This window comes from Sporosarcina jiandibaonis (assembly GCF_013184495.1).
GTDB classification, from domain to species: Bacteria; Bacillota; Bacilli; order Bacillales_A; family Planococcaceae; genus Sporosarcina; species Sporosarcina jiandibaonis.
Genome location: NZ_JAAOIY010000002.1, coordinates 293,468 through 319,884, shown reverse-complemented (window position 1 = coordinate 319,884; position 26,417 = coordinate 293,468). Strand labels below are relative to the sequence as shown.

Here is a 26,417-nt window from a genome sequence, read left to right as displayed (position 1 = left end):
TAGAGCGTAAAATGAGCAGAAGAATGAATATGCGGTTACTGGTAAATTCTGTTGCCAAATATATCTTTCTACTGGCTACTCTATTCGGTCTCGTTGTGCTTTCAGTTTTAATTTACCGAGTCTTTTCCGAAGGGTTTGGGTGGTTAAATTTCGATTTTATAACAGGAAAATTGTCGACTCAACCTGAACGCGCGGGGATTATGGGCGCAATTTTGGGGACATTCTGGTTAATGCTCGTCGTCGCTCCCGTCACCATGTTTTTGGGCGTCGGAACAGCAATTTACTTGGAACTTTATGCGAAGAAAGGACGTTTGCAAGGTTTCATTCAAACAAATATTTCAAACTTAGCTGGAGTTCCTTCTATTGTATATGGGATTCTAGGATTGACTGTATTTGCTCGCGCGATGAATTTCGGTAATATCGTGTTAGCGGGCGGGCTCACAATGTCGCTCCTAATTCTCCCGATTGTCATTGTCGCAAGCCAGGAGGCCATTCGAGCGGTCCCGAATCCGTTAAGTGAAGCATCTTACGGAATGGGCGCGACGAAGTGGCAAACGATTAAGGAAATCATCTTGCCTGTAGCACTGCCTGGAATATTAACGGGTGCAATCTTATCGCTATCACGCGCAATTGGTGAAACCGCGCCGTTAGTAGTTATTGGAATTCCTGCGTTATTAATTCCTTTTCCGGGCGGGATTCTCGACAAATTTACAGTCCTTCCCATGCAGATTTATTATTGGACACTCGACTCATCCCTTACTGCAGAGTACGCGAATTTAGCGGCTGCGACAATCATTGTGTTGCTTGTCGCTTTATTATTGTTAAACACAACTGCAATTATCATTCGGAATAAATTCCAGCAAAAACACTAAATGAAAAAAGCTATCCAAGTAGCGTCTCGCACACGCTCACATTGGATAGCTTTTTGTTATTACTCCGTCAAACCCATTTCAGCTTGAACAACAGCGACAATTCGTTCTACATAGCGTTTACAGTCATCGATTGTAGGTGCTTCGACCATTACGCGAACGAGTGGTTCTGTACCTGAAGGACGAACGAGAACTCGACCGTTGCCAGCCATTTCTGTTTCGACATCAGCAATTATTTTTGCAACTCGTTCATTGGCTGTGACTGCATTTTTATCAGTTACGCGAACATTGATGAGTTCTTGCGGGTAAATCGTCATTTCGCTCGCAAGACTAGATAATGTGCGTCCAGTTGCTTTCATGATATTCACGAGTTGGAGTCCAGTTAGAAGTCCGTCACCCGTCGTATTATAGTCAAGGAATATAATATGACCAGATTGTTCTCCGCCAAGATTATAATTGCCTCGCAGCATTTCCTCGACGACATATTTATCGCCGACTGCGGTTTTCACGCTTGTCAAACCGTGTTCAGTAAGGGCTTTGTAAAACCCTAGATTACTCATGATCGTGGAAACGATAGTATCCTGTTTTAAACGTCCTTCAGATTGCAAGTAACGTCCGATGATATACATGATTTGATCGCCATCGACGATTTTACCGTTCTCGTCCACAGCAATGAGACGATCTCCATCGCCGTCAAATGCCAATCCGATATTCGCCTCTTTTTCAACAACAAATTCAGCGAGCTTTTCAGGATGTGTCGAACCCACCCCATCATTTATATTAAGTCCATTTGGAGATGCGCCCATCGTTGAAATGTCGGCATCTAAATCTGCAAAGACATGTGTAGCCAATGTAGAAGTCGCGCCGTGCGCACAGTCAACGGCTACGTGTATACCCGTAAAGTCTTCCTCGACGGATTGTTTCAAGTATTGAATATATTTATGGCCGCCTTCAAAATATTCCATTACAGAACCGACATCTGCACCAGTCGGGCGAGGCAACGTATCTTCCTGTTCATTAAGCAATTTCTCAATTTCTTCTTCTTGCTCTTCCGTCAGTTTGTAGCCGTCTGCACCGAAAAATTTAATGCCGTTATCTTCAACCGGATTATGTGACGCGGAAATCATAACTCCGCCATTCGCATTCATAACGCGGGTTAAATAAGCGACGCCGGGTGTGCTAATAACGCCGAGTGTCATAACTTCTACACCTGTCGATAAAATACCAGCAATTAAAGCACTTTCAAGCATATAGCCCGAAATACGTGTATCTCTACCCACAATTACACGCGGCTTCTCCTGCGAGTCCTTTGTTAACACATAACTCCCAATTCTTCCAAGTCTAAAAGCAAGCTCTGGGGTTAGTTCGTCATTTGCAATTCCACGTACGCCATCCGTACCGAAATACTTTGTCATTTCCATTCTCCCTTTCAAACTACACATTGTATCGAATTCATTAAGCGAGTTCAATTCTCATTGTTACTTCTTCTTCAGAAAGTGTCCACTGCAAATTCTCCGGACCTTCTACCGTAACAGGATAAACATCCTCGCCCTCTGCAACTGTTTCTGATGCATCAATTGAAACCGTAAAGTCAGTTTTTGCCAGTTTATCAATGATGTCAGGTTCTGCCACAACTGTCAATGTCACTAATCCATTTTCCGGTTTTATCAATGTACTTTTAAATTTTTGATCAAGACCGTTTACATGTATTTCAACGTTTTCAAAGCTGATTGTTTCGGTGGCCGGTTCGGCTTCCTCCGTCGCAATGTCATCGACTAAGTTATCTTCCTTTTCCGCTTCTGCTTCCGTTTCCTCTTCCGGTTCTTCAACCGTAGCTTTAACATCTACTTTCACTTTTGAAATCGACATTGCAGAAACGCCTTTTGGTTTTGGAATCGTAATTTCCATCGATTGTGACTCTTTTAACTTTGACATATCAACATCGACTGTAACCGCATCTATTGTGTCGAGAATTTTACTTGGACCAAAAATCGTTATTTTTTCCGATGCGGATGATAGCGAATCAATCGTCACATTATCTGGCGGAGTTCCCGTAGCTTTTATTTCAATCGGAACTTCTTTATTATTTTCAACAACTTCCACCTTGACCTTAACGGTTTCCGGGACTATCGTGACATCCAGCTTATTCAAATCTCGATCAAGCACTCTAATTTTAGCTTGTTGCTCGAATGAATCCCTAACGCCATTTTCACTAGAGACGGTCGCCTTCACAAAACTAATTGACTCGACGATGCTTTTAGCGCCCGTCACTTCAATTACAGATGGAACGACATCTATACTAGAAACATGAAAATCATCGGCAAGTAGCCGTTTATTGAATTCAGGTTCTACTTTGAACGTTTCAGTGATCTTCTCTTCGATTAATACATTCACCATGGCTGGATCAATGCGCACCTGTAATTTCTCCGAAATGTTTTCAGATTGTATACTAACCTGATGCCTGCCCATCGTCAATGTCCGCAAATCGACAAATAAAGAAAAATCTTTTAACATCTTGGTTGTTTGAACAAGATTGATCGGTCCTTCAATTGTTATATTAACTGTTTCAGGCACGCCGGTCACAACTAGATTTTCATTGTCATAATACACTTCAACGGGTACATCGCTGATCATATCGAGGTGGTCGCCGACTTTATTGCCATTCTGTTCTTTATCATCAGTCTGGACTGAATAAAACAAGATAACCGCTAGAAATAAGGCCGTGAAACGAAGAAACCATGGGTTGTCCATAATCCTATCCATTTCTTCTCACTCCCCATTTCCATTTGGAAGTATTTTTTTGCTCAGGTGTCACGCCGAACCAAACTCTTCGAAGTCTTACTTCGAACTCTTCAATACTAAGATCACGATGTAAATCACCGTCAATCGCTAAGCTAACCGCTCCCGTCTCTTCAGAAACAATTATTGTAATGGCATCCGTCACTTCACTCAACCCAAGAGCTGCACGGTGCCTAGTTCCTAGCTCCTTTGAAATAAAAGGACTTTCAGATAGCGGTAAATAACAACCCGCTGCTGCAATTTGATTTTTGTGTAAAATAACTGCACCGTCATGAAGCGGCGCATTTGGAATGAATATATTTATTAAAAGTTCAGATGTTACAACTGATTGAAGCGGTGTACCTGTTTCGATATATTCACTTAACCCCGTTTCGCGTTCAATTGAGATGAGCGCACCTATCCGACGTTTCGCCATGTAGTTCACGGATTTCGATAATGCTTCCATCAACCGATCGTGTTCTTCTTCTTCTTGCATCGCTGTCCGCGCAAAAAGTCGGCCACGTCCAAGTTGTTCGAGGGCACGACGCAATTCTGGTTGGAATATAATAATGATTGCTAGGAAACCCCAAGGCAATACTTGATCTAACAACCATTTTAAAGTGTCAAAATGAAAAACATCTGTTAGTAATCGAACAATAATAAGAACAAAAATCCCTTTTAATAACTGTACTGCTTTCGTTCCTTTAATAATCTTGAATAACTGATAAATAACAAACCAGACAAGAAGCACATCCACAATATTAATGAACGTTGCGACTGGACTGAGGTGAACAACTTTTTCCCAAAACGGCATGTGCTTCGCCTACCTTCATTGACGATTTCATATGTTTACTAGTATATCATATCGATGCCACTCTTTGCTTCTATAAAACATATGAAAAGCGACCGAATACCGCCACCCGCGGTTTTGTTCGGTCGCTAAATTTACTCTTCTGCAGGGTCATCCTTTTTCGATGATGGCCAAATATCTTTCGCCGTCTTCTTGATCTTATACCACAACCAGTCAAACGCCTGATCGATTTCTTCAATTTCTCCGGTTACTACGGCGGTGGAGGCCATATATTTTGACCCGCCAATGACTGTAATATTTCCATCTACTTCGCCATCGACTCGGAGTTCCCCATTTTTCACAACGACATCGCCTTTTACGACTTCTCCTTCAGGAACGAGAACAGTTTCTCCTTCAACGACGAGGTTTGGTTGTTTCGTTACTGAAAATTGTTGGTCATTGCCGAAACTTGAAAACGTTGAAACGCTCATCATTAGGAAGAATAACGCTACAGCTGCCATTAGCGGATGTTTCCTGAGCCACCTCTGAACTCCAGCTTGCTTTTTCTCTTTCGGCAGACGATTCATAACTCCTTCTACAAATCCCTCAGGTGCTTGTATTGGTTCTATATTCTCTAACAATGCGATCGTCTCGCTCATGCTTTTCATAAGTTCATCACATTCCGAACATGATTCGAGATGCTTCATCAATTCTCGCTCATCTTCACGGGTAATGTCACCATCTAAATACGCGTGCATAGAATGAACGATGTGTTCCGGACACGTATTCATATCAGATTCCTCCCTACAAATTGCCCATTTGTTTTCTTAAGGCAGCTCGACCGCGGTGTACGCGAGTTTTAACAGTTCCCAATGGCAATTCTAATATATCACTTATTTCCTGTAACGGTAACTCTTCAATATAGCGTAATATAATAACTGAACGGTATTTATCGGAAAGCTGACCTATTTCGTATTGAATGCGTTCCTGCGTTTCCATTCGTTCTATCTCTTCTTCTGGAAGTTCACCGGCTGCCGCAATTTGCGAATACATTGTGAGTCCTTCCGTTCCCGGGACATTTGCGTCTAGGTAATAATCAGGCTTTTTCTTTCGTATACGATCGATGCATAAATTCGTCGCAATTCTAAATAACCATGTTGAAAACTTTCGCTTCTGGTCAAAAGTATGAATGTTGATATACGCTCGGACAAACGCCTCTTGCGCAATATCTTCCGCTTCTTGCCGATTACTCAACATTCGATAACAGACATGGTAAAGACGGTGTTGAAATAGAGTCACAATTTCCTCAAAAGCATCTTGATCGCCTTTCAACACTTCATCTATTCGTTTATTAATCAAGTCATCCACAGTTTTCCCCCCGCTCTATGCGGCTGCCCCTTCTATACGGTTGAAGGTGTCAACAGGTTTCATTTATTTTTAAAATAGTTTATTTAATATTAACAGATTTTAGGAATAATTTCCCTGTTTATTTTATTTTCAATAAATTTATTCCATTTTCAGGTCTTTTTATCATGAAAAAAGGCTTATCCATTTAGTGGACAAGCCTTTTTTATATAAAAAGATTATATCGTTTACAGTAATTTTTCACCAAACAATGAACCAAGCAGACCGACTGCAACATCTGCAGTTTTATTTTTTTCATCTAAAATCGGATTTACTTCAACAATTTCAACGGATGTAATGAGTCTGGATTCTTCCAGCATTTCCATAGCCAAATGACTTTCGCGATAGTTAATCCCGCCTGGCACTGGCGTTCCTACACCAGGCGCATATAGCGGATCTAGCGCATCCAAGTCTAATGACAAATGCACGCCGTCCAATTCGCGGGATTGTAGATAGGCGATGGAGTCTTGCATCACCGCCGTCATGCCGTATTTATCAATTTCATGCATCGTGTATACTTTAATGCCTTTTTCTTTAATTAACTCCCGTTCTCCAGGATCGACTGATCTCGCTCCAATAATTACTATATTTTCAGGTTGCACTTTCGGACCATCTGTATGTATATTTACAAGTTGTTCATCACCGAGACCAATGCTTACCGCCATTGGCATGCCGTGAATATTTCCAGAAGGCGATGTTTCACTCGTATTCAAGTCAGCGTGTGCATCGTACCAAATTACCCCTAAGTTTTCGTATGCCGATGCAAGTCCCGCAAGCGTTCCAATCGCAATGCTGTGATCTCCCCCAAGTACAAGCGGAAAACTTTCACCTTCTACAATGTGGGACACTTTTTCCGCGAGATTTTTATTTGCTTTAATCACTTCAATCAGATTTTTCAGTTTGGAATTTTGTGTTTCTGCATCTTTCGCGATCTCAATTTGAATATTGCCTTCGTCGATTACTTCATGTCCAATTGCTTCAAGGCGATCGATTACGCCTGCATATCGTATTGCACTCGGTCCCATATCTACACCGCGTCGGCTTTGACCGTGATCTAGCGGAACCCCAATGATTGATATTTTACGTTTCTCCAACTTTAACTACCCCTTTCGCACAATACCTATAGTATAAATCGCAAAATGAATTGGCTCAACTCGACAGTATATCGAATTTTTATTCATTATTCGATCATGCGGGCGTGGAAACGACTAAAGATGCGAGTCAAACGACCAATGATGCATCCGAAGCGACTATTCACCTGGTTCAATCGACCAATAAGCTACTAGAAGCGACCAATCGCATCATTCAAACGACTAATGAGGGTGTAAAGGAGAATTTAAAACACAAAAAAAATCCTTCCCGAGTCATTGGAAAGGATTTTTTGAAAATTTACTGGGGTAGCTGGATTCGAACCAACGAATAACGGAGTCAAAGTCCGTTGCCTTACCGCTTGGCTATACCCCAAAGGTAGAGATTATTTTCCCGGCAGATCTATTTTTGATAAAACCCTCAAAAATATGCCTCAATTGTCAAAACAAGTTTTGACTAGTGATTTAGAGAAGAATTTTCAAATGCGAAGCATTTTAAAATTCATTGGTGGTGGGGGACGGATTCGAACCGCCGAACCCTGAGGGAGCGGATTTACAGTCCGCCGCGTTTAGCCACTTCGCTACCCCACCTGGTTATATATACCTTTTCCGGCAGTTCTATTTTTGATAAGACCCTCAAAAATAATGCCTCAATATCAAAACTTTGTTTTGATAAGTGATTACAAGGAAGAAATTTGAAACGCAAACGTTTCAAATTTCTTTATGACCCCTACGGGATTCGAACCCGTGATACCGCCGTGAAAGGGCGGTGTCTTAACCGCTTGACCAAGGGGCCTTGTGAAAAATAATGAAGTAAGGCCATTGATGGCAGCTTTAATACATTTGTTTACGTACTATCGACGAAACTTAATTGCAAAAATTCACGTTTGGCAATCCTATGTATTCTCTGGAGCTTCCAACCGGAATCGAACCGGTGACCTCTTCCTTACCATGGAAGCACTCTACCTACTGAGCTATGGAAGCGTATGGCTCCGCAGGTAGGATTCGAACCTACGACCGATCGGTTAACAGCCGATTGCTCTACCACTGAGCTACTGCGGAATAATCATTAATTTATCAACAAAATCTATTATAACAAAACAAATATAAAAAGCAAGCTTTTTGCTCTTTCTGACAGCGACTTTTAAATAATAACATGACTTCATCATATTTGTCAAATCATGCTCATATCGTATACATAGGTTGTGCAAAAGGAGGACAAGATATGTACAAGAAATTAATTATTTTATTTATTATTACTTGTGGTTTGTTTTTACTTTTTCCACCGTTGCCAAAAAACTATTCCCTGACAAACGTCTTCCGTATCACTGAAGAACCAGTTGCTATTACGCATGGTACATATGGTTCTGCACTTACTGTTAATATTTCGTTCGGTGATGACGAAGTACTGAATTGGATCAAGGAATTAAAAAAGCCCTATCCGACACTTTTTATTGACATGGATTGGGCTGGTCGGTTTCCAGAAACAGTTCGTATTATCAAAGATAAAAATATTCCTACCGCTCTTCTCGGACATGATGGTTCAGCTTACGAAAATGATGCAAAACTTTTAGTGCAACAACTAGAAGAGTTCGAAAAGGTCTTCGGCGAAAAACCATTGTGGTTTCGAACGAAAGACGAAGTGTTTTCTCATTTTTTACATGAACTTCTATGGGAGTCCGAAGTAAATGCAATTGGTTCTTCTTATGTATGGACCGGCGGCGATATTCCACCCGAAATAAAAGGAGAAATTATTTCTATACCCCATCACAGGAAACTACGCGTAAATTTAGCTGACATAAAAAGACTTTCCGAAAGTCGAGATTTCCAATCAATTGAAAATGTTATTTTTGGTATTCAGGGAAAAACGAAAAAAATTCCTAAATAATCATCTTCATTTTTACCGTACAAAAAAACAGCACAATTGTCTGATTCGACAAATTGTGCTGCTTTTTATTATTTAGAGGCTGCCGCTTTCTTTTCTTTTCGACGCGCTTCGCGACGAGCGTCTAATTTTGCCTTATCAATATCTGACATTGTATTATACTTTGGCAAAGCCAATATTTGATATGCATTCACCGCAAGAAGCGGGAATAAAAGTATTGTCACCCACGTATCGATATTACCAGAACGAACCATGAGTGCCGGCAACCATTCGAGTGTCGTAATGACAATCATAAAAAACAATGCTGATATGAGCGTATGTTTCTTCGTCCACTTCGCTTTAAAATAAGCTGTAATTGCAGAGACAATGACAAGTGAAGCGAGTAATGTTAAGTATAATAATGAACGACCCGTATCTTCAGACGTCAAACGGAACCTAAAGAAGATCAAGTCAAACAGAACCACCGCTATAATTAAAAGCTGCACCCAATTCCAAAGTGTCAGCGTTCTAAAAATATTCACGCCAAATTGATGAACTGTTAAGTAGGCAAAGAAACCCATCTGCGCCACGACACTCATTGTGAATCCCAAAAAGACCATCCATAGTAGCGCACCTATGAACTGCCAAGTTTCACCTGCAGCTAATAACTCCGAAAAGAATCCCCAACGGACAATCAAACCGGCTACCGCTGTAACGAATCCTCCAATTAATAACGCGTTAAAAAAGAATTTAACCCAATTTCGTATTGTCACGACAATTATTCCCCCGTTTTAGATTGCTCTTATTAGTGTAACAACGATTTCCCTAAAAATCTATTTATGAAAACATTAAATGCATATTATCCGCCTGAATGTGAACAATAGATGAAAACGGATTGAAGGGAATGAATTCCGTGAAGAAAAGCTTACTGAAAGTTTTTGCTGTCATATTTTTATTAGCCGGGTGCACTACGGAAAATACCGCCCCGAATTATGATGAGATTAAAAAGATGATGACAGATTCGCTTCAAACAGAAGATGGAAAGAAAACACTTCGCCAAATATTGTCTGAAGATGATTTTCGCGAATTGCTTGCACTGGAACAACCAGAAGTAAAAAAGTCGATAGAGGAAACATTGCTTTCCAAAAAGGGAGAAGACTTTTGGAAAAAAGCATTTGAAGATCCCAAATTTACGGAATCAGTCGCTAAAAGCATGAAGGAACAACAAGAGGACGTTATGAAAAAGTTAATGGAGGATGCTTCATTTCAAAAAGCAATGGAGGATTTTTTCGGACAACCCGATATGCAAAAACAAATGGAAACAATTCTCAAATCTTCAACGATGAAAGAGCAATACGAAAAAGCAATCGAAGAGACGATAAATAGCCCACTTCTTCAAACGAAATGGGAGAAATTAATTAAAGAAGCCGGAAAAGCAGAAGAAAAAGGTGAAAAAGGCAAAAAAGAGGAAGAATCTGGACAAGGAGGTCAAGGTGGTCAAGGTGGTGGCGGAGGAGGAGGCAAATAGCCCCTCCGCCATTATATGTTTATTTGTTCGTTTTTTCCAAAATGCGATTTGCAATTTCTGTATAAATCATTCCGATTGGATGGTCCTCCGCATAAACAGATGGAGCGAAATCTTCTTCATTCCAATCTGGTTGCCCAAGTGGAATTTGACCGATCAAATCAGTCCGAAGCTCTTCAGCTAATCGAGTACCTCCGCCTTTACCGAAAACATATTCACGCTCGCCAGTAACTTCTGATTCGAACCACGACATATTTTCAATAACACCTATTAGTTCGTGATCCGTCTGAAGTGCCATAGCTCCGGCACGCGCAGCTACAAATGCTGCTGTCGGGTGAGGTGTTGTAACGATAATTTCTTTTGATGCAGGAAGCATTTGATGAATATCAAGAGCGATATCCCCAGTTCCCGGCGGCAAATCGAGGAATAAGTAGTCGAGATCCCCCCACTCAACATCACGGAAAAATTGGTCCAGTGCTTTTCCAAGCATTGGGCCCCTCCATACAACCGGTGCATTATCTTCCACAAAAAAGCCCATCGAAATGACTTTGACACCGAGACGTTCTACCGGAATAATTCGATTATCGCGAACAATCGGCATTTCCGTAACACCCATCATATCCGGAACGCTGAATCCGTAAATATCAGCATCAATTAAACCGACTTTTTTTCCGAGCCGTGCAAGTGCAACCGCGATATTAACCGATACAGTTGACTTTCCGACGCCGCCTTTACCCGAAGCAATTGAGATAAACTCAACATTACTTAATGGCGATAATATATCTTGTGCTTCCGACTCAGTCGCCGTTCCGCGAAACTTATCCAGAACTTCTTGCGATAGTTCTTCAAATCGAATCCCGACGGTTTTGGCACCAGCCTCTTTTAAGATATCGACAACCTTCATTTGAAACGGCAATTGTTCTGCAGTATTGACTTTAGCTAGTGCAAGCTTGACGCTAACATGCTCTTTCTCAACGTTAATTGAAACTTCGCTTATTCCATCCGTCTCCGCAAGTGATTTATGTAAAAACGGATCTTTTAACTGACCTACTAATTCACGTACTTCTTGTTCATTGATCAACGTCAACACTCCTTGGAGGTTTATTCAATTCGCCTCCAAGTATACCACAGTCAATTATACGTTTCGATCGAACGAGCTCCTACATTTCTTCAGCATTCATGAAGTTCATGATTCCTTCGACAATCGCATCTGCAACTTTCCCTTGATACCCCGGATCTGTTAATAGCGCCCTTTCTTCAGGGTTCGATATAAAACCTGTCTCAACAAGGACTGATGGCATGGGCGCATGTTTCAACAAATAGACTCCGCTGATTGCAAGAGCTTCACGGTCAGTATTTTTCAAGTTGCTGCGAAAAGAATTTTGAATCGCTTTTGCCAGAAACTCTCCGCCAGGATCGCCGCCCTTATGATAAAACACTTGAGCCCCGCGCCATTTTTCCTGTGGAATCGCATTGACATGAACGCTAATAAAGACATCCGGGTTTTCATTTACAGTAATATCTTCGCGTAATTTAAGATCCGCCAGCTTCCGAGATCGTATAGATGGAAATTGATCTCCCGGCGCATGTTCCGCTAAGGCATCACCACTTTTTTCCCGCGTCATGACAACCGTCGCACCTTTTTTCTTCAATCGTTTAGCAACTTCATGCGAAATACTAAGTGTAATATCGCGTTCCACAACGTCGCCCGCCGATGCACCGCCGTCCAATCCTCCGTGTCCGGGATCAATCACAACTTTCACACCCGCAAGTTCCTCAGGCATAAAAAAAGCATTATCCGATGCCTGTACCCCATAAATGACAATACCAAGTGTGCAAAAAAAGATAAATCCAATTAGCCCCCACCGTTTCATATAGACACCGCCTTTTTCCTCCACTATACGCACGAAAGAAGAAAGATATGTCCACAAAAAAAGGAACCTCAAAGGGTCCCTTCTCACCTAAAATTATTCAGTTTCGCCTTCCCACTCAAGCATGCCGCCAGTCATATTGGTAGCATCATACCCAGCACCTTCTAAAAACTCCGTTGCACGCCCACTGCGTCCGCCTGAACGGCAAATGATTATGTAGGGCTTCGACTTCTCGAGTTCATCTACACGCCCTGCAACCTCTCCAAGCGGGATGTGGATAGCCCCTGGTATAATTCCTTCCGCCACCTCGTCATCCTCTCGAACATCCACTAAATTCAATTGTTCGCCGCTTTCCAACAATTCTTTTACCTCAATCGGTGTAATTTCCTTCATCTTACAGTCCCCCAATCATTATTTTATCTATTTTAACATAACCTGATTTTTTTATCTGTCCGGGTTTTTCAATTCTACAAACAAAGAACCGTCATCTTGGATTTGAGCTAGAAATACTTGATCAGCGGACTCCACGCCTTTTTTGCGAAGTTCTTTCATGAGCCACTCTTCCGTCAAACTCAATTCCGTCAGGGTTTTCTGCATCACTTTACCGTCTGAAATGAGTTCCGTCGGAAGGTATTTCGGGGCTGTTGTAGACGCTTTAACGTCTTGTTTCGTTGCGCCTTGTTGTGTAATCTTTTTCATGACGCTAAGTTGTCCGTTTGTTTCCAGTATGGCGTAGTGAACGTCCTGGAGAGTGAATATCGATTGCTCGCGCAACATCATCATCAAGTCATTGACATGCAGCCGTTCTTTCTTCATCGCATTCTCCATAATGGCTCCTTCTTTTACCACAATGGCTGGTTGATCATCCAATACGACTCGTAAGTTACTCGACTTAAGCGAAATATAACTCGCCAACAAAGTTAAAATCGCCCACCAAGCGAGTGCAACGAGCCCATCCATAAACTTCACATCAGTTTGGCCTGCAATTTCCGCAGCGATTGAACCAAATGCAATTCCCGTGATATAATGAAAAAAAGTTAACTGACTCAGTTGTTTTTTACCAAGCATTCGCGCCAATATTAGGAGCGCCACGAAAGCACCCGTCGTCCTAAAAATCATTTCCCAAAAATCAAATTTAAAGAATTCCACTTCAAACAACACTACCCTTCTTTTAATCCAATCGGGTGTAGTGTGTACTTAACTCGGTTCACGTATTCAACAAATCATTTTCCCGCTTCTGTTATCAACAGTTTTTGTAATTAGTCCACTCTCAAGAAAGATGATCTTATCTCCGAGTTTCTCCGCTTCTTGCATATCATGCGTGACGATAATGAAGGGAGTCTTCCATGTTGCATGCAGCCTTTGGAGTTCCTCCTGACATTCCAATCTCGTTCTTGAATCAAGAGCAGATAATGGTTCATCCAGCAGTAACAAGGACGGCTCAGTCGCAAGCGCTCTTGCAAGCGCCACTCTTTGCTTTTCTCCTCCGGAAATTTGATGAGGATATTTGCTTAGCAGATGATTGATTCCCAAGGTATTCACTAATCGTTCAATACGCTTCTCCGCCTCAATAGCGTTCATTTTTTTGACGCCGTACGCAATGTTTTTCTCCACAGTCATATGAGGAAATAGCGCATAATCTTGAAATAAATAGCCGATGTTACGTTGTTGCGTGGGAAGTGGTTTTTCATTATCACAAAAGAATATGTTTCCATTCAAGGTGATTCGTCCATCATCGGGATGATCTAACCCTGCAATTGCATTGAGTATTGTTGTCTTCCCAGAACCAGACGGTCCAACCAATACGAGAATTTCATCTTCTACTGTCAAATTAATATCCACTAAAAAATGGGGCAATTTCTTTTTGATTTGAACTTCAAGCATGTTATCGACCTCTTACGCATTGTCATTTTTATAACGTTCAATATTCCTTCTACTCCACCAGTTCAGCCACATAATCGTGCTAAACCCGAGCGCGACGATGATGACGACCCAGAAAGTCGCCTTTTCCATTTGCCCCGATTCAACCGCAAAATAAATCGCCATCGGAATCGTGTCTGTTTTCCCCGGGATATACCCTGCCAACATTAGCGTAGCACCGAATTCACCGAGACCGCGCGCAAAGGATAGGACAAGTCCCGCAAGAAGTCCCGGCCAGGCAAGTCGAAAGGAAATCGTCCAAAATACGCGCCAATTCGACGCGCCCATCGTCCGCGCCGCATTTTCCATTCTAGCATCCAAACTTTCAAATGCTGCCGCCGCGCTTTGATACATCAGTGGAAATGAAACGACAATCGACGCAATCACAGCCCCTATCCAAGTAAATACAACTTGGAAATCAAACCAATTCAACAGCCAACTGCCTATAAAGCCATTCTTTCCGAATAAAATAAGCAAGCCGAAACCGACAACTGTCGGCGGCAATACAAGCGGGAGCATGAATAATGATTCGATAATGCTTTTTCCAAAAAACTTTTTACGCGAAAATAGATGCGCGAAGAACACTCCAAAAATGAAGACAAAAAAAGTGGAGATGCCCGCTACTTTTAACGATAATAATAATGGTGAATAATCGGTCACGTACATCCCCCTTGCTTATTTGAATCCATGTTTATGTAATAGTTCTTGTCCTTTTTCACTCGTTAGAAACGCTAAAAACAACTTCGCTTCTTTGGAATGGGATGTATCTGAAACGACTGCACCCGGATACATGATCGGGTCATGCCAATCCGAATCGGCTGTAGCCACGATCGTCACTTTTCCCGAGCGTAACGCATCGCTCGCATAAACAATACCCACATCCGCATTCCCCAACTCGACATGCGTCAACACTTGACGCACATCCGAACTTAGCACTAAACTCCCCTGCAATGAATCCCATAGCTCTAGATGTTCCAGTACTTGTTTTGTATAACGACCCACAGGTACGCTTTCTGGTTCGCCAATCGCTAAATGTTCAACGGTAGCAGAACTAATCTCATCGAATGAAGAAACTTTGACCGGCTGGTTTTTATTTGCAATCAAAGCCAGCTCATTTTCAGCAAAGTTCACACGCGTTTCTTTTAGTATCATGTCTTCCACCTGCAGTTTATCCATATCGCTTTCGCTCGCCGACAGAAATACATCCGATGGCGCACCTTGAATAATCATTTGCGCTAATTTCCCTGAACCTCCGAAATTAAAAGTAAGTTCAATAGATGGATGTTCATCTTCAAACACCGGTTTCAGCTCATTCAACACATCCGTCAAACTAGCCGCCGCAGAAATCATCAAAGTGGTCTTTTCCTCTTTGTCCTCCGGCGTACAACCGATAAGTAATAAAACGAAAAATATCATAACAAGAAAATATATAATTTTTTTCACCGAAACATTCTCCTTAGGAGCAACATTACAAATCACTTTATCTACCTACGAATTATATCATTATGGAAAGAATAAGCCTATGGGAGAAGATGTGAGATGAAGAAATAAAAAAATCCTTTCAGGAGTGACAAGGATTTGTTGAAAAACCTAGGGGTCTTTGGTATTTATTTATTGACCAATAACCTACAATATAAAAAATACCTACACTAATAAATCCTTTTGATGTAGCTGTTCAGTTTGCAGAGGGTAAAAAAGGAATTCCCTAATGCAACAATAGATACTACTGGACATTCCTTAGGTGGTGCTCTCGCTACTTATGTACGGGTTTTAGCGAAATACAATGGACTGAAATTCATCAGGCAGACAACGACCTTTGCTGCGCTAAACGTCTATGGCATGTTCGCAGAAGATGTACAAGAGAAAATCAATAGCGATGCTTACCGACAGTATTCAATCGTTAGGGAATCATAGCTCGGAAAACTTTGGCCATGTTTTTATCCGATGGCGAGAACGTCTTACCCCCCGGACAGTCAGAAACTTGGCTAAAAAAGCTGATAACTTACAGGATAAAGTGAAAAATTCTTTTTAATGAAGTTACAACAAGCTGCGGATGATCGAATTATGCAACTTCAAAGGATGACAATTGGGCACAAATATTTCTTACAATGCAATATAATTATTATGGATTATTATTCCGAAGTGTATTATTATTTTTCCCGCCCGGAACAGAAATCAACGGATCAACTAAAAAACGAATACCAGAATAATGGATTGTTCAAGTAATCACTATTGTTATTATTAAAATTCACCACAAAAATGATTATCATTTTGAGAATTGTGGCGCTTACGTCCGCCTTTAAGACCGTATTTTTTACGTTCGTTCATTTATATTTTAAATATGAAGAAACTAGGACTAAAATGAATTGCAAAAGATGTTTTTTAGACATAAATCTCCTTCTCGATTATTAGTAGTGTACTTACTACTTTGCATCTTTACCTTATAGTAGGTGGCTCTAATTATATAAGTACCATTTTATTGATTAAACTTCACTCATGGAAATGACAAGTATTTATTGACATGAACACGGGAAGCAAACGTCACTATTATTTGGAGAAGGCATACAACGCTTTATATCTCCACCAGAAGGGTATTCTTCACATCTGAAACCTTTTCTTTCTTCACATAATCTCATACTAATACCAAGTCGTGCACATACTTCCTCAAGTTGTCTATAAGTTAGATTTTCCTCAAGAGATTCAAAATTTCCTGAACAAAAACCTCCATTAGAAGAAAAAGATACACTTTTTTCGAAATCCTGCATTGCTTTTTTGATTTTATTATCATTTATAAACCGTTCATTATCTTCTTTATAAAACCTTTGTAAGTCTTGAATATTATAAATTAAACCGTTTGGTTTATTTTTTATAAGTTCCTCAAATTCCTCAATCGTATCAGCAGGTTTAAAATTTAGGTTAAATTTGTTCAAATTCATCGTTAAATCATCCTTTCTTCAATATTAACACACTGATATTATCTATCCATTACCAATGGTTATACTTGGAACATTTTTCTATGTGATTTTATAACAGGATTTTCATTTTTAAATATATTTCATCGTATAAATTTATTGGGACATAATAAATTGGGAGGTGAAGAATGATGGAAAATGGATCTAAAAAAGAGGAGTCCTTAGGCGAAGTAAAAACAAAAAATTACCAATTAGAACTTTTGCCTTTAGGAGTAGTATTCCGTGAAAAAGCACCAAACTTTAACGGACTTGAGACTGGTACATCAGCTTCGGTAACAGTAACTGCAGGCTTAGATACTGATTCCGATCCCCCTGATACAGATTAAAAAAGTCATCAGTCACCAACTTTTAGTTGCTTAGCTAAATTTTGGTGACTTAATGTTTGATTACAATATTAAAGAATCAAGCTAGTAGCTTCTTTCTTTTTGGAGGAATGAATTATGAGTTACGTTTTATTGTTTGGAAGCGAACATGATCCACATATACAAGTAATACATTCTAAATTGGTTAACCATGGGGCACGTAGCATTATATTTGATATTAACAACCAAAACCATTTACTCTCTTTAGCTTTCAGTGATGGCCAATTCAACGGTACATTGAATGTGGATAATGTAAGAATAGATTTCAATGAAATATCTAAGGTTTGGTGGCGAATTAAACCTAATCCTTATCTTGGTGATGACATAAATCAAAAAGCTACTAGAGATTTTATCAGCACTGAGTGGCGTTCATTATTAAATAGCTTATTTCATTTTACTCCAAATTGCCATTGGATTAACTCTCCATTTCATCAACATCAGATAAACTATAAATCCTATCAGCTGTCGATTGCACAAAAAATTGGATTTTTAATACCTCAGACCGTAATATCTAATGATGTTGAAAAGATTATTTCTCATTTCAAGAGACATAACAGTCTCATCTATAAACAGGTAGGATGGACGATGTTTCCAAATGGAGACATTATATTCACCAACGAGGTTAGTAATAAAGATTTAGAAATCCATCATGAAAAAATACCTGTTGCACCAGGTATTTTCCAGGAGCTCCTTGATAAAGAGTACGAGCTCCGAGTAACAGTAGTGGGCGATATTATAAATTCAGTAAAAATTAACTCTCAACAAAGTGAGAACACCTTATTAGATTGGAGACACGATCAGTTATCAGAGATGTATGAACCATATACTATTGATTTGACATTAGAAAAGATGCTTTTTGAATTTAATTCTTTATCAGGAATATCATATGGGGCATACGATATTGTTAAAACCAAATCAGGTCAATACATTTTTCTAGAATGTAACCCAAGTGGACAGTGGTTATGGATTGAAGAGAAGGTAAAATCATATAAGGTAACAGATGCACTAGTTGAAATTCTTAGTTCTTAAATTATAACCCTTATGAATTGATGAACCAAAAATTCATTTTACATGTCCAATTACGAACATAGTATTAAGGCTCATGAAAAAACGGTTTATGGTTCTTATGAATTTGGTATGCTTTGAAAATGGACATTATTGAAAGGAACCCATTAGAGCATGTAACCATACGACATCCCCATGCTTCTCTTTTGTTTGAAGCGGGAGCTATATAAGAGGTTCAGGAACGATTAAGACACTCCGATATACAAATGACATTGAATATTTATATACACGTTACCGACTATCTTAAAGAGCAAACAGCAGAAAAATTTCAAAGTTATTGAGCTATGAAATTGCGGTCACTCGTGGTCAAATGCACTTTTCAAGCATAAAAAAGACCCTTTTCACATAAGTGAAAAGAGCCTTGAAACGTAGATATATTATCGTTTTGAGAATTGTGGTGCACGACGCGCGCCGCGAAGACCGTATTTTTTACGCTCTTTCATACGTGGGTCACGTGTCAAGAATCCTGCTTTTTTAAGTGCTGGACGGAAATCAGGGTCAACGTTTAGAAGTGCACGTGCGACACCATGACGGATTGCTCCAGCTTGTCCTGTGTATCCACCACCGTGAACATTTACAAGAACATCGTAGCTTCCTAGAGTTTCTGTAGTGTTAAGTGGTTGTTTAATGACTTCACGAAGTGTTTCGAATGGTACGTAGTCTTCTGCATCACGGTTGTTGATGATGATTTTTCCATCACCAGGTACGAGACGCACACGAGCTACTGAACTTTTACGACGGCCAGTGCCGAGATATTGTACTTGTGCCAAAGCTATTTTCCTCCTCTAATTTATCCGATAAGCTCGTAAGCTTCTGGATTTTGTGCTGCATGTGGATGATCCGGACCAGCATATACGTTTAGTTTTCTATAAACTTGGCTGCCTAAAGGACCTTTTGGAAGCATGCCTTTAATAGCAAGTTCTAGCATTTTAGTTGGGTAGTTCGTACGCATTTCAAGCGCTGAACGCTCTTTCAAGCTACCTGTATACCCTGAGTGACGGTAGTATTTTTTATCTTTTAGTTTATTACCTGTAAGATGAATTTTCTCAGCATTGATGATGATCACATGATCACCTGTGTCAACGTGAGGTGTGAATGTTGGTTTATGTTTACCGCGTAAAAGTGCTGCAACTTCTGAAGCAAGACGACCTAAAGTCTGTCCTTCAGCGTCGACAACGAGCCATTTACGCTCTACTTCGTGACCTTTAGCCATGAATGTTGTACGCATGTTTGAATCCTCCTAATTTACCTTAAATTTCCCGTTTTATATCTATATCCCTAAACACAAATAACCTTCCGGGGCTTTTTTGTGGGGTTTTAGAAATACCACTACTTATCTTATACCGAATACGCAAGTAAGTCAAGCATTTTATAAAAAAACACGTGGCAAAGTTGCTCTAATTATCATACGTCACGCTTTCCAGGTACAAACCGTGTGACGGCGCGGTTTTGCTCGCTTCTTTTCGGTCTCGTAATTCAAGAATTTCCTTGACGTTTTCGGGGGTATGCCAACCCACTCCCACTGCTAGCAACATGCCCGCAATTGTTCGTACCATATTGTACAAAAAACCGTCGCCTTCAATTGTCATGATGAGTTCATCATGACTTTTTTCAAGCGTTAATAGACGGATTGTCCGCACTCGATTTGATGTAGCTGTTTTAGATGAACAAAAACTTGTGAAGTCATGTGTGCCGATTAAATATGCGGCAGCTTCCTTCATCTTTTCAACATCTGGTCGCCATCTCTCAAGGTGTACGGAAAAGTTACGCTCAAACGGGCTATGTACTTCTGCATAAGACCATTTGTAGACATATGTTTTCCCAGTTGCAGAATAGCGCGCGTGAAAATTTTTATCTACATATTCTACTTCTACAATCCGGATATCCTTTGGCAGCAACACATTTAACGCCATCCGCCATCGATCCGCGGGCAATGTAAGCGGTGTGTCAAAGTGGATGACTTGTCCAAATGCATGCACCCCTGCATCCGTCCTGCCGCTCGCAACTGAGTGTATTGCTTTATCTTTATGAATTTTCACCAATGCTTTATCAATTTCCGATTGGACAGTCCGCATGCCAGGTTGCGATTGATAACCCGCAAAATTCGTCCCATCATAAGCGACGGTCGCTTTTACACGATTCATCTTTTCAACCTCCTACCCTTTCAACAAATAAAGGGCACCAATTAGCATGACGAGCAACACCATAGAAATTGTGTCACGCGAGCCCCATGTCAATTGTCTATAGCGCGTTCGTCCCTCGCCGCCGCGATACCCACGGACCTCCATCGCAATCGCAAGCTCCTCAGCTCGTTTAAACGCGCTGACAAAAAGCGGAACGAGTAGTGGAATCACCGCGCGAATTCGTTGTTTAATGGATCCCGTACTAATATCAGATCCACGAGCAAGCTGCGCTTTTAAAATCTTGTCCGTCTCATCCATCAGTGTCGGAATAAACCGCAACGAAATCGACATCATTAAAGCCAGTTCATGGACAGGCAATTTAAATCGCTTAAATGGATTTAACAAGTCTTCCATGCCGTCCGTAATGGAAATCGGCGATGTCGTCAGTGTTAAGATTGAGGTCATTAATACAAGGACAAGAAACCTTATAGAAATAAAAATCCCTTGACGCAGTCCTTCTTCATAAATTTTAATGATCTTCAAATCGACAAGAAGTGTTCCTTCTTTCGTAAAGATAATATGCATTAAAAAGGTGAAGATGATTAAAATAAGAATCGGTTTTAATCCGTTAAGCAAAAAATAAAGACGAATGCGCGAAATGAAAATGACGAATAATGTAAATGCCAATAATAATCCATAAGTCGCTACATTATTAGCAAGAAATACGGCAACGACAAAAAAGAGGACGAATAGCAACTTAGAGCGTGGATCCAGTTTATGAATAAATGAATCGCCAGGTATATACCGACCAAAAATCATTTTTTCTAACAAGAATCGGCACCTTCTTCCAAAGCTGCCTTGGCAATGAACTCGGCAAGTTGTTCTTCAGTAAGTGCAATGTCCGAAAGTTTGCGGCCAATCTTTTTCTCGAAGTCTCTTTGAAATTGGACAGAACGAGGCAAGCCCAGCCTGTAGGAAGCCAACTTTTCTTCATCCGCAAATACTTCTTCTGGCGTACCTGTCATTACGGATGTTCCATTGCTCATGATGATCAAATTATCCGCATATCTTGCCGCATCTTCCATACTATGCGTAACAAGGATCGTCGTTAAATCTTCTTTCTTATGGAGATGGTTAAACAATTCCATTATTTCCTTTCGGCCGCGCGGATCTAGCCCTGCTGTCGGTTCATCTAGAATGAGGACGGAAGGTTTAAAGGCGAGTACCCCCGCAATCGCAACTCGCCGCATCTGTCCCCCCGATAAATCAAAAGGCGACTTTTCGGCGACATCCTCTGGAAGCCCTAAAAGAGTAATCAGCTCATAGGCTCGCCTTTTCGCTTCTTCTTCGGACACGCCAAAATTCATCGGGCCGAACATGATATCTTTTACAACCGTTTCTTCAAATAATTGGTGTTCCGGAAATTGAAAGACGATGCCGACATGACGTCTTACATCCTTTAAACCTTTCGTCTTCGTACCAGCTGATATCGTAGTGTCACCAATCCTCACAACGCCTTCTGAAGGCTTTAACAGGCCGTTCAAGTGCATCAGCAATGTTGACTTCCCGGAACCCGTATGACCGATAATCGCGGTGTAGGAGCCTGAATGGATGGTCGCATCTACTCCTTGCAAAGCTCTTTTTTCAAAAGGCGTGTCTTTACTATAAAAATAACCTACATTTTGAAGTGAGATGTCCATAATTCATTCACCAACTCTTCTTCTGTCATATGTTCACCTTCAAGGCTCAATCCGTTTTTACGAAGGAGTTCTGAAACTCTTAAAGCAAATGGCATGTCAAGGCCTATCGATTCCAGTTGTTCGCCATGTTTAAATACTTCATCAGGTGTTCCTGTTTGCAGTATTTTCCCTTTATTCATCACAAAAATACGGTCGGCAAGAAGTGCTTCTTCCAAGTCATGTGTTATTGAGATGACCGTGAGGCCCGTTCTTTGTTTTAATTCCTGCACAATGCGAATGACTTCATCTCTTCCCTGAGGGTCGAGCATAGACGTCGCTTCATCCATGATCAATAGATTAGGACGTAATGCAAGAGCTCCCGCAATCGCGACTCGTTGTTTCTGTCCGCCAGACAAATGGTGTGGCTCATGGTCAAGGAATTCGCTCATCTTCACTTGTTTTAACGATTCGTGGACACGTTTGACCATTTCTTCAAATGGAATCCCGTTGTTTTCTAGTGCAAATGCGACATCATCTTGTACAGTCGAACCGACAAATTGGTTGTCAGGATTTTGAAAAACAATGCCCAATCGCGATCGAATGTCCCACAGGTTTTCATTCGTCAACTGTTCATTAAAAACATTTACTACGCCGTCCTGCGGGAATAGGAGACCGATTATCAATTTAGCCATGGTTGATTTGCCCGATCCATTATGTCCGACAATCGCAATCCATTCGCCATCCTTAACAGAAAGAGACACGCCGTCAATCGCTTTCACCACTTCGTCATCGTCCGTGGGATATGAGTACGATACTTGTTCCAGTGATAAGATTTCCTTCATTGCCATCACCTCCAGCATTATTTTTATGTATAGAAATAAAAATCCCTTGCTGATTGCCAAGGAATTCATAGTTTTTAAATAAAAAAAAGCGCGCACCTCATCCGAAGAAATGCGCTCATATCTATAACGAATACCGGAGTGCTCAGGTCCAGTACCGCGGACGAGGTGCGTAGAGCTAGACCAGGCAGTAAGTAACCCGCTGATCGTAACACTCAGCTTTAAATTGTCGTATAAATCTTTTAAAAAAGAGGGTGTGGACAAGCATTTGCCAGACACACCCTGCCTTAAATTTAAATCAAACACGCCTCGGCGTGTTTGCGTCGGGATTTTGAATTGAGCTAGCTCAATTGATTCCTTTCAAAATCCCTGACATCCGCCGGAGGCTTTAATTTTATTCAGCAGGGGTTCGCCCCCTGATGGATAAAATTAAACTAGTTCAATTACCACTACTGGTGCACCGTCTCCGCGACGGGGACCCATTTTCATGATACGTGTATATCCGCCTTGACGTTCTGCATAGCGTGGAGCTACATCATCAAACAACTTTTGGATTGCAAAGACTTCAACATCTTCGCCTTCCGCGTTTGTCATTGTAACTTGCTCACGGCGCATGTATTGTGCAGCTTGGCGACGTGCATGTAAATCTCCACGTTTACCAAGAGTAATCATTTTTTCAACGACTGAACGCAATTCTTTTGCGCGTGCTTCTGTCGTTTGAATGCTTTCATGTACGATAAGATCAGTTGTAAGGTCGCGAAGCAACGCTTTACGTTGTGAACTTGTACGTCCAAGTTTTCTGTATGCCATAAGAGTTTCCCTCCTTCAACCTATAAAGTCAATCAATCTTCTGTTCTTAAATCAAGATTAAGTTCATCTAGCTTCGCTTTCACTTCTTCAAGTGATTTACGACCCAGATTGCGTACTTTCATCATTTCTTCTTCTGTTTTATTTGAAAGCTCAAGGACAGTATTAATGCCCGCGCGTTTTAGGCAGTTATAAGATCTAACAGATAAGTCAAGTTCTTCGATCGTCATCTCTAAAACTTTCTCGATCTGATCCTCTTCTTTTTCCACCATAATTTCCGCAGTTTGTGCTTCATCTGTCATGTTGACAAATATATTCAAATGCTCAGTAAGAATTTTCGCCCCGAGTGCAACAGCCTCTTTCGGGCCAATGCTACCATTTGTCGTAACATCCAATGTCAATTTATCAAAGTTGGACAATTGACCAACCCGAGTATTTTCAACTTGGAAATTGACGCGTGATACAGGAGTATAGATCGAGTCGACTGGAATTACACCAATTGCAAGATCCTCGCGTTTATTTGTTTCAGCTAAATCGTAGCCGCGACCACGAACAGCATACATGCGCATGCGTAAGTGTCCATTTTTTCCGAGCGTTGCAATCTTTAAATCAGGATTCAGAATTTCTACATCACTGTCATGCGTAATATCCGCTGCAGTAACAACTCCTTCACCTTTCACATCAATCTCGATTACCTTCTCTTCATCTGAATAGATTTTAAGAGCTATTTTTTTCACATTCAAAATAATCGTAGCGACATCTTCAACGACACCTTCTACAGTTGAGAATTCATGAAGAACTCCGTCAATTTGAATGGACGTTACAGCAGCTCCTGGTAATGAGGAAAGAAGAATTCGACGTAGGGAATTCCCTAAAGTATTCCCGTAGCCACGCTCAAGTGGTTCAATGATAAACTTCCCGAATTTGGAATCATCGCTGATTTTCACTGTTTCAATCTTTGGTTTCTCAATTTCGATCATTCGTTTACCCTCCTTCAAAACGTCGTATAACTTGGCCGTTCCATATTGAAATCGATATTCACAGACGGCAAATTGCAGTCTTATAATTCATTTTTACCAAAAAATGTGTTTCTCAATCAAATGGATGAAAAGCCATTATACACGGCGGCGTTTTGGTGGACGGCATCCGTTATGTGGAACCGGAGTTACGTCTCTAATTGCGGTTACTTCAAGTCCAGCAGCTTGTAGTGAGCGAATTGCAGCTTCACGTCCAGCACCTGGTCCTTTAACAGTAACTTCAAGAGTTTTTAAACCATGCTCCATAGATGTTTTAGCAGCAGTTTCTGCAGCCATCTGTGCAGCAAATGGTGTTGATTTACGGGATCCTCTGAATCCTAGTGCACCAGCACTTGACCATGAAAGTGCGTTACCTTGCATGTCCGTAATTGTAACAATCGTATTGTTAAACGTCGAACGGATGTGCGCAATACCGGATTCGATATTCTTTTTCGTACGACGACGTGTTGTTTGTTTTTTACCTTTAGCCATGTTAAGAAGAAACCTCCTTTACGTATAATTTATCTTCTAACTGCGCGCTTAGCGCCTTTACGAGTACGGGCGTTGTTTTTCGTGTTTTGTCCGCGAACTGGTAGTCCACGACGGTGACGGATACCACGGAAGCTTCCGATTTCCATCAAACGTTTGATGTTAAGGGAAGATTCACGACGAAGGTCACCTTCTACTCTTAAACTGTCAATTTCTGTACGGATTTTGTCGAGTTCTGCATCAGTAAGGTCGCGAACGCGAGTTTCTTCAGAAACACCCGCAGCTGCCAATACTTGTTGTGCAGTCGTTTTTCCAATTCCGTATACATAAGTTAAAGATATAACAATGCGCTTATCGCGCGGAATATCTACTCCAGCAATACGTGCCATATTGATTGTGCACCTCCTTCAATTTAGCCTTGTCTTTGTTTATGTTTTGGATTTTCACAGATAACCATTACTCGCCCACGTCTGCGAATAACTTTACATTTTTCACAGATCGGTTTTACAGATGCTCTAACTTTCATCTTACCCAACCTCCTTCATATTCCGGAGTACAAAAGTTTATTTGAAACGGTACGTGATACGACCGCGCGTCAAATCATAAGGAGAAAGTTCCATAGTTACTTTGTCGCCAGGCAGGATACGGATAAAGTGCATACGGATTTTGCCAGAAACATGTGCAAGAATCGTATGGCCGTTTTCAAGCTCAACTTTAAACATCGCATTTGGCAACGTTTCGACTACAGTACCTTCTACTTCGATTACATCGTCTTTCGTCATCAATCCTGTCTCCCTTCTCTATCATTAAAGGTTCTCACCATCAATCGGCATCAGTCGCCTTTAAAGCTATCTTCAACATATGTCTGGAACACAAGAGTGATGTTTGAAAGACGTTTGTCGCATTACGCTTCCCATAGTAAATAAATCTTTCCACATATGTTGTGGTCGAATCGC

At 40.9% G+C, this 26,417-nt stretch carries 34 protein-coding genes and 5 tRNA genes; 7 read left to right on the top strand and 32 right to left on the bottom strand.

Annotated elements, in window-relative coordinates:
- The first annotated feature begins 11 nt into the window (after positions 1-11).
- Positions 12-872, top strand: coding sequence for a phosphate ABC transporter permease PstA (gene pstA / locus G8782_RS08850; protein WP_425505484.1), 861 nt, complete (start codon positions 12-14; stop codon positions 870-872).
- 59 nt (positions 873-931) lie between these two features.
- Here the strand turns inward: pstA and glmM are convergent, their stop codons facing one another.
- The 6 genes from glmM to rocF all read right to left on the bottom strand — a co-directional run bounded on the left by glmM (position 932) and on the right by rocF (position 6,935).
- Complete coding sequence (gene glmM, locus G8782_RS08845; RefSeq protein ID WP_172370577.1) at positions 932-2,284, bottom strand: phosphoglucosamine mutase; 1,353 nt, start codon at positions 2,282-2,284, stop codon at positions 932-934.
- A 40-nt stretch (positions 2,285-2,324) separates the two neighbouring features.
- Positions 2,325-3,632: a CdaR family protein gene (locus G8782_RS08840; RefSeq protein ID WP_172370576.1), complete on the bottom strand. Its 1,308-nt coding sequence runs from the start codon at positions 3,630-3,632 to the stop codon at positions 2,325-2,327.
- A complete protein-coding gene (gene cdaA, locus G8782_RS08835) occupies positions 3,625-4,461 on the bottom strand; it encodes a diadenylate cyclase CdaA (RefSeq protein WP_172370575.1) in 837 nt (278 codons plus the stop codon). The genes G8782_RS08840 and cdaA overlap by 8 nt, the downstream gene beginning before the upstream one ends.
- Before the next feature lie 131 nt (positions 4,462-4,592).
- A complete protein-coding gene (locus tag G8782_RS08830; protein WP_172370574.1) occupies positions 4,593-5,228 on the bottom strand; it encodes an anti-sigma factor family protein in 636 nt (211 codons plus the stop codon).
- 13 nt (positions 5,229-5,241) lie between these two features.
- Positions 5,242-5,805, bottom strand: a complete 564-nt coding sequence (gene sigW / locus G8782_RS08825; RefSeq protein ID WP_172370573.1) for an RNA polymerase sigma factor SigW — start codon at positions 5,803-5,805, stop codon at positions 5,242-5,244.
- 224 nt (positions 5,806-6,029) lie between these two features.
- Positions 6,030-6,935 carry an arginase gene (gene rocF / locus G8782_RS08820; RefSeq protein WP_172370572.1) on the bottom strand — a complete coding sequence of 302 codons (906 nt, stop codon included), beginning with the start codon at positions 6,933-6,935 and terminating at the stop codon, positions 6,030-6,032.
- A 50-nt stretch (positions 6,936-6,985) separates the two neighbouring features.
- Between rocF and G8782_RS08815 the strand changes: the two genes are divergently transcribed.
- Positions 6,986-7,264 (top strand): hypothetical protein, encoded by a 279-nt coding sequence (locus tag G8782_RS08815; RefSeq protein WP_172370571.1) that lies wholly within the window; start codon positions 6,986-6,988, stop codon positions 7,262-7,264.
- On the opposite strand, the gene G8782_RS08810 is transcribed toward G8782_RS08815, so the two are convergent.
- The 5 genes from G8782_RS08810 to G8782_RS08790 all read right to left on the bottom strand — a co-directional run bounded on the left by G8782_RS08810 (position 7,234) and on the right by G8782_RS08790 (position 7,991).
- Positions 7,234-7,305: transfer RNA gene (locus tag G8782_RS08810), tRNA-Gln, on the bottom strand. The two genes, G8782_RS08815 and G8782_RS08810, sit on opposite strands and share 31 nt — an antisense overlap.
- Before the next feature lie 130 nt (positions 7,306-7,435).
- Positions 7,436-7,520: transfer RNA gene (locus G8782_RS08805), tRNA-Tyr, on the bottom strand.
- Between the two features lie 133 nt (positions 7,521-7,653).
- Positions 7,654-7,725, bottom strand: a tRNA-Glu gene (locus G8782_RS08800).
- A 112-nt stretch (positions 7,726-7,837) separates the two neighbouring features.
- Positions 7,838-7,913 (bottom strand) — tRNA-Thr (locus G8782_RS08795).
- A gap of 3 nt (positions 7,914-7,916) precedes the next feature.
- A tRNA-Asn gene (locus G8782_RS08790) sits at positions 7,917-7,991 on the bottom strand.
- A 163-nt stretch (positions 7,992-8,154) separates the two neighbouring features.
- On the opposite strand from G8782_RS08790, the gene G8782_RS08785 reads away from it, so the two are divergent.
- The gene (locus tag G8782_RS08785) at positions 8,155-8,817 is read left to right on the top strand and encodes a polysaccharide deacetylase family protein (RefSeq protein WP_172370570.1); all 663 of its coding nucleotides are present in this window, start codon (positions 8,155-8,157) and stop codon (positions 8,815-8,817) included.
- A gap of 68 nt (positions 8,818-8,885) precedes the next feature.
- Here G8782_RS08785 and G8782_RS08780 read toward each other — a convergent pair whose 3' ends face one another.
- Entirely contained in the window at positions 8,886-9,566 is a 681-nt protein-coding gene (locus G8782_RS08780) for a KinB-signaling pathway activation protein (protein ID WP_172370569.1), read from the bottom strand.
- 131 nt (positions 9,567-9,697) lie between these two features.
- Between G8782_RS08780 and gerD the strand changes: the two genes are divergently transcribed.
- Complete coding sequence (gene gerD / locus G8782_RS08775; RefSeq protein ID WP_172370568.1) at positions 9,698-10,321, top strand: spore germination lipoprotein GerD; 624 nt, start codon at positions 9,698-9,700, stop codon at positions 10,319-10,321.
- Positions 10,322-10,340: 19 nt separating this feature from the next.
- Here gerD and G8782_RS08770 read toward each other — a convergent pair whose 3' ends face one another.
- The 7 genes from G8782_RS08770 to modA all read right to left on the bottom strand — a co-directional run bounded on the left by G8782_RS08770 (position 10,341) and on the right by modA (position 15,552).
- On the bottom strand, positions 10,341-11,399 hold the full coding sequence (locus tag G8782_RS08770) for an Mrp/NBP35 family ATP-binding protein (RefSeq protein WP_172370567.1): 1,059 nt from the start codon (positions 11,397-11,399) through the stop codon (positions 10,341-10,343).
- Positions 11,400-11,478: 79 nt separating this feature from the next.
- Positions 11,479-12,192: an N-acetylmuramoyl-L-alanine amidase gene (locus G8782_RS08765; protein ID WP_172370566.1), complete on the bottom strand. Its 714-nt coding sequence runs from the start codon at positions 12,190-12,192 to the stop codon at positions 11,479-11,481.
- 93 nt (positions 12,193-12,285) lie between these two features.
- The gene (locus G8782_RS08760) at positions 12,286-12,582 is read right to left on the bottom strand and encodes a rhodanese-like domain-containing protein (protein WP_172370565.1); all 297 of its coding nucleotides are present in this window, start codon (positions 12,580-12,582) and stop codon (positions 12,286-12,288) included.
- A 51-nt stretch (positions 12,583-12,633) separates the two neighbouring features.
- Positions 12,634-13,308, bottom strand: a complete 675-nt coding sequence (locus tag G8782_RS08755) for a YetF domain-containing protein (RefSeq protein ID WP_172370757.1) — start codon at positions 13,306-13,308, stop codon at positions 12,634-12,636.
- A gap of 96 nt (positions 13,309-13,404) precedes the next feature.
- Entirely contained in the window at positions 13,405-14,073 is a 669-nt protein-coding gene (locus tag G8782_RS08750) for an ABC transporter ATP-binding protein (protein WP_172370564.1), read from the bottom strand.
- Between the two features lie 12 nt (positions 14,074-14,085).
- A complete protein-coding gene (gene modB, locus G8782_RS08745; RefSeq protein WP_172370563.1) occupies positions 14,086-14,775 on the bottom strand; it encodes a molybdate ABC transporter permease subunit in 690 nt (229 codons plus the stop codon).
- A gap of 9 nt (positions 14,776-14,784) precedes the next feature.
- Entirely contained in the window at positions 14,785-15,552 is a 768-nt protein-coding gene (modA, locus tag G8782_RS08740; protein WP_343035019.1) for a molybdate ABC transporter substrate-binding protein, read from the bottom strand.
- Positions 15,553-15,789: 237 nt separating this feature from the next.
- Between modA and G8782_RS08735 the strand changes: the two genes are divergently transcribed.
- On the top strand, positions 15,790-16,023 hold the full coding sequence (locus tag G8782_RS08735; RefSeq protein ID WP_172370562.1) for a lipase family protein: 234 nt from the start codon (positions 15,790-15,792) through the stop codon (positions 16,021-16,023).
- Between the two features lie 599 nt (positions 16,024-16,622).
- Here the strand turns inward: G8782_RS08735 and G8782_RS08730 are convergent.
- On the bottom strand, positions 16,623-17,045 hold the full coding sequence (locus G8782_RS08730) for a hypothetical protein (protein ID WP_172370561.1): 423 nt from the start codon (positions 17,043-17,045) through the stop codon (positions 16,623-16,625).
- Between the two features lie 164 nt (positions 17,046-17,209).
- On the opposite strand from G8782_RS08730, the gene G8782_RS08725 reads away from it, so the two are divergent.
- Entirely contained in the window at positions 17,210-17,407 is a 198-nt protein-coding gene (locus G8782_RS08725) for a hypothetical protein (RefSeq protein WP_172370560.1), read from the top strand.
- 114 nt (positions 17,408-17,521) lie between these two features.
- Positions 17,522-18,472, top strand: a complete 951-nt coding sequence (locus G8782_RS08720) for an MvdC/MvdD family ATP grasp protein (RefSeq protein WP_172370559.1) — start codon at positions 17,522-17,524, stop codon at positions 18,470-18,472.
- 413 nt (positions 18,473-18,885) lie between these two features.
- On the opposite strand, the gene rpsI is transcribed toward G8782_RS08720, so the two are convergent.
- The 12 genes from rpsI to infA all read right to left on the bottom strand — a co-directional run bounded on the left by rpsI (position 18,886) and on the right by infA (position 26,243).
- Positions 18,886-19,278, bottom strand: coding sequence for a 30S ribosomal protein S9 (rpsI, locus tag G8782_RS08715; RefSeq protein WP_172370558.1), 393 nt, complete (start codon positions 19,276-19,278; stop codon positions 18,886-18,888).
- A 20-nt stretch (positions 19,279-19,298) separates the two neighbouring features.
- Entirely contained in the window at positions 19,299-19,736 is a 438-nt protein-coding gene (rplM, locus tag G8782_RS08710) for a 50S ribosomal protein L13 (protein ID WP_172370557.1), read from the bottom strand.
- Between the two features lie 169 nt (positions 19,737-19,905).
- Positions 19,906-20,652, bottom strand: a complete 747-nt coding sequence (gene truA, locus G8782_RS08705) for a tRNA pseudouridine(38-40) synthase TruA (protein ID WP_172370556.1) — start codon at positions 20,650-20,652, stop codon at positions 19,906-19,908.
- A gap of 12 nt (positions 20,653-20,664) precedes the next feature.
- Positions 20,665-21,462: an energy-coupling factor transporter transmembrane component T family protein gene (locus tag G8782_RS08700; protein ID WP_172370555.1), complete on the bottom strand. Its 798-nt coding sequence runs from the start codon at positions 21,460-21,462 to the stop codon at positions 20,665-20,667.
- Positions 21,456-22,331 (bottom strand): energy-coupling factor ABC transporter ATP-binding protein, encoded by an 876-nt coding sequence (locus G8782_RS08695; RefSeq protein ID WP_172370554.1) that lies wholly within the window; start codon positions 22,329-22,331, stop codon positions 21,456-21,458. The genes G8782_RS08700 and G8782_RS08695 overlap by 7 nt, the downstream gene beginning before the upstream one ends.
- On the bottom strand, positions 22,307-23,152 hold the full coding sequence (locus tag G8782_RS08690; RefSeq protein WP_172370553.1) for an energy-coupling factor ABC transporter ATP-binding protein: 846 nt from the start codon (positions 23,150-23,152) through the stop codon (positions 22,307-22,309). Before G8782_RS08690 ends, G8782_RS08695 begins: the two co-directional genes overlap by 25 nt.
- 426 nt (positions 23,153-23,578) lie before the next feature.
- Positions 23,579-23,959: a 50S ribosomal protein L17 gene (gene rplQ / locus G8782_RS08685; RefSeq protein WP_172370552.1), complete on the bottom strand. Its 381-nt coding sequence runs from the start codon at positions 23,957-23,959 to the stop codon at positions 23,579-23,581.
- 32 nt (positions 23,960-23,991) lie between these two features.
- Positions 23,992-24,936: a DNA-directed RNA polymerase subunit alpha gene (locus G8782_RS08680; protein WP_172370551.1), complete on the bottom strand. Its 945-nt coding sequence runs from the start codon at positions 24,934-24,936 to the stop codon at positions 23,992-23,994.
- A gap of 135 nt (positions 24,937-25,071) precedes the next feature.
- Positions 25,072-25,464 carry a 30S ribosomal protein S11 gene (gene rpsK / locus G8782_RS08675; protein WP_172370550.1) on the bottom strand — a complete coding sequence of 131 codons (393 nt, stop codon included), beginning with the start codon at positions 25,462-25,464 and terminating at the stop codon, positions 25,072-25,074.
- A gap of 29 nt (positions 25,465-25,493) precedes the next feature.
- Complete coding sequence (gene rpsM, locus G8782_RS08670; RefSeq protein ID WP_172370549.1) at positions 25,494-25,850, bottom strand: 30S ribosomal protein S13; 357 nt, start codon at positions 25,848-25,850, stop codon at positions 25,494-25,496.
- Between the two features lie 23 nt (positions 25,851-25,873).
- Complete coding sequence (gene rpmJ, locus G8782_RS08665; RefSeq protein WP_075526647.1) at positions 25,874-25,987, bottom strand: 50S ribosomal protein L36; 114 nt, start codon at positions 25,985-25,987, stop codon at positions 25,874-25,876.
- 37 nt (positions 25,988-26,024) lie between these two features.
- Positions 26,025-26,243, bottom strand: coding sequence for a translation initiation factor IF-1 (gene infA / locus G8782_RS08660; RefSeq protein ID WP_172370548.1), 219 nt, complete (start codon positions 26,241-26,243; stop codon positions 26,025-26,027).
- Between the last annotated feature and the right edge of the window lie 174 nt (positions 26,244-26,417).

Bases quoted from the DNA above. Each gene is read 5' to 3' on its own strand.
- infA (WP_172370548.1), bottom strand. From the start codon at position 26,243: ATGACGAAAGACGATGTAATCGAAGTAGAAGGTACTGTAGTCGAAACG.
- rplM (WP_172370557.1), bottom strand. From the start codon at position 19,736: ATGCGTACAACATTCATGGCTAAAGGTCACGAAGTAGAGCGTAAATGG.
- G8782_RS08830 (WP_172370574.1), bottom strand. From the start codon at position 5,228: ATGAATACGTGTCCGGAACACATCGTTCATTCTATGCACGCGTATTTA.
- G8782_RS08785 (WP_172370570.1), top strand. From the start codon at position 8,155: ATGTACAAGAAATTAATTATTTTATTTATTATTACTTGTGGTTTGTTT.
- gerD (WP_172370568.1), top strand. From the start codon at position 9,698: ATGAATTCCGTGAAGAAAAGCTTACTGAAAGTTTTTGCTGTCATATTT.
- G8782_RS08840 (WP_172370576.1), bottom strand. From the start codon at position 3,632: ATGGATAGGATTATGGACAACCCATGGTTTCTTCGTTTCACGGCCTTA.
- G8782_RS08725 (WP_172370560.1), top strand. From the start codon at position 17,210: ATGATGGAAAATGGATCTAAAAAAGAGGAGTCCTTAGGCGAAGTAAAA.
- G8782_RS08760 (WP_172370565.1), bottom strand. From the start codon at position 12,582: ATGAAGGAAATTACACCGATTGAGGTAAAAGAATTGTTGGAAAGCGGC.
- G8782_RS08755 (WP_172370757.1), bottom strand. From the start codon at position 13,308: ATGATTTTTAGGACGACGGGTGCTTTCGTGGCGCTCCTAATATTGGCG.
- truA (WP_172370556.1), bottom strand. From the start codon at position 20,652: ATGAATCGTGTAAAAGCGACCGTCGCTTATGATGGGACGAATTTTGCG.
- rpmJ (WP_075526647.1), bottom strand. From the start codon at position 25,987: ATGAAAGTTAGAGCATCTGTAAAACCGATCTGTGAAAAATGTAAAGTT.
- G8782_RS08695 (WP_172370554.1), bottom strand. From the start codon at position 22,331: ATGGACATCTCACTTCAAAATGTAGGTTATTTTTATAGTAAAGACACG.
- G8782_RS08680 (WP_172370551.1), bottom strand. From the start codon at position 24,936: ATGATCGAAATTGAGAAACCAAAGATTGAAACAGTGAAAATCAGCGAT.
- G8782_RS08765 (WP_172370566.1), bottom strand. From the start codon at position 12,192: ATGAAACGGTGGGGGCTAATTGGATTTATCTTTTTTTGCACACTTGGT.
- glmM (WP_172370577.1), bottom strand. From the start codon at position 2,284: ATGACAAAGTATTTCGGTACGGATGGCGTACGTGGAATTGCAAATGAC.
- modB (WP_172370563.1), bottom strand. From the start codon at position 14,775: ATGTACGTGACCGATTATTCACCATTATTATTATCGTTAAAAGTAGCG.
- G8782_RS08730 (WP_172370561.1), bottom strand. From the start codon at position 17,045: ATGAATTTGAACAAATTTAACCTAAATTTTAAACCTGCTGATACGATT.
- rplQ (WP_172370552.1), bottom strand. From the start codon at position 23,959: ATGGCATACAGAAAACTTGGACGTACAAGTTCACAACGTAAAGCGTTG.
- rpsM (WP_172370549.1), bottom strand. From the start codon at position 25,850: ATGGCACGTATTGCTGGAGTAGATATTCCGCGCGATAAGCGCATTGTT.
- G8782_RS08750 (WP_172370564.1), bottom strand. From the start codon at position 14,073: ATGCTTGAAGTTCAAATCAAAAAGAAATTGCCCCATTTTTTAGTGGAT.
- pstA (WP_425505484.1), top strand. From the start codon at position 12: ATGAGCAGAAGAATGAATATGCGGTTACTGGTAAATTCTGTTGCCAAA.
- rpsK (WP_172370550.1), bottom strand. From the start codon at position 25,464: ATGGCTAAAGGTAAAAAACAAACAACACGTCGTCGTACGAAAAAGAAT.
- cdaA (WP_172370575.1), bottom strand. From the start codon at position 4,461: ATGCCGTTTTGGGAAAAAGTTGTTCACCTCAGTCCAGTCGCAACGTTC.
- G8782_RS08720 (WP_172370559.1), top strand. From the start codon at position 17,522: ATGAGTTACGTTTTATTGTTTGGAAGCGAACATGATCCACATATACAA.
- G8782_RS08690 (WP_172370553.1), bottom strand. From the start codon at position 23,152: ATGAAGGAAATCTTATCACTGGAACAAGTATCGTACTCATATCCCACG.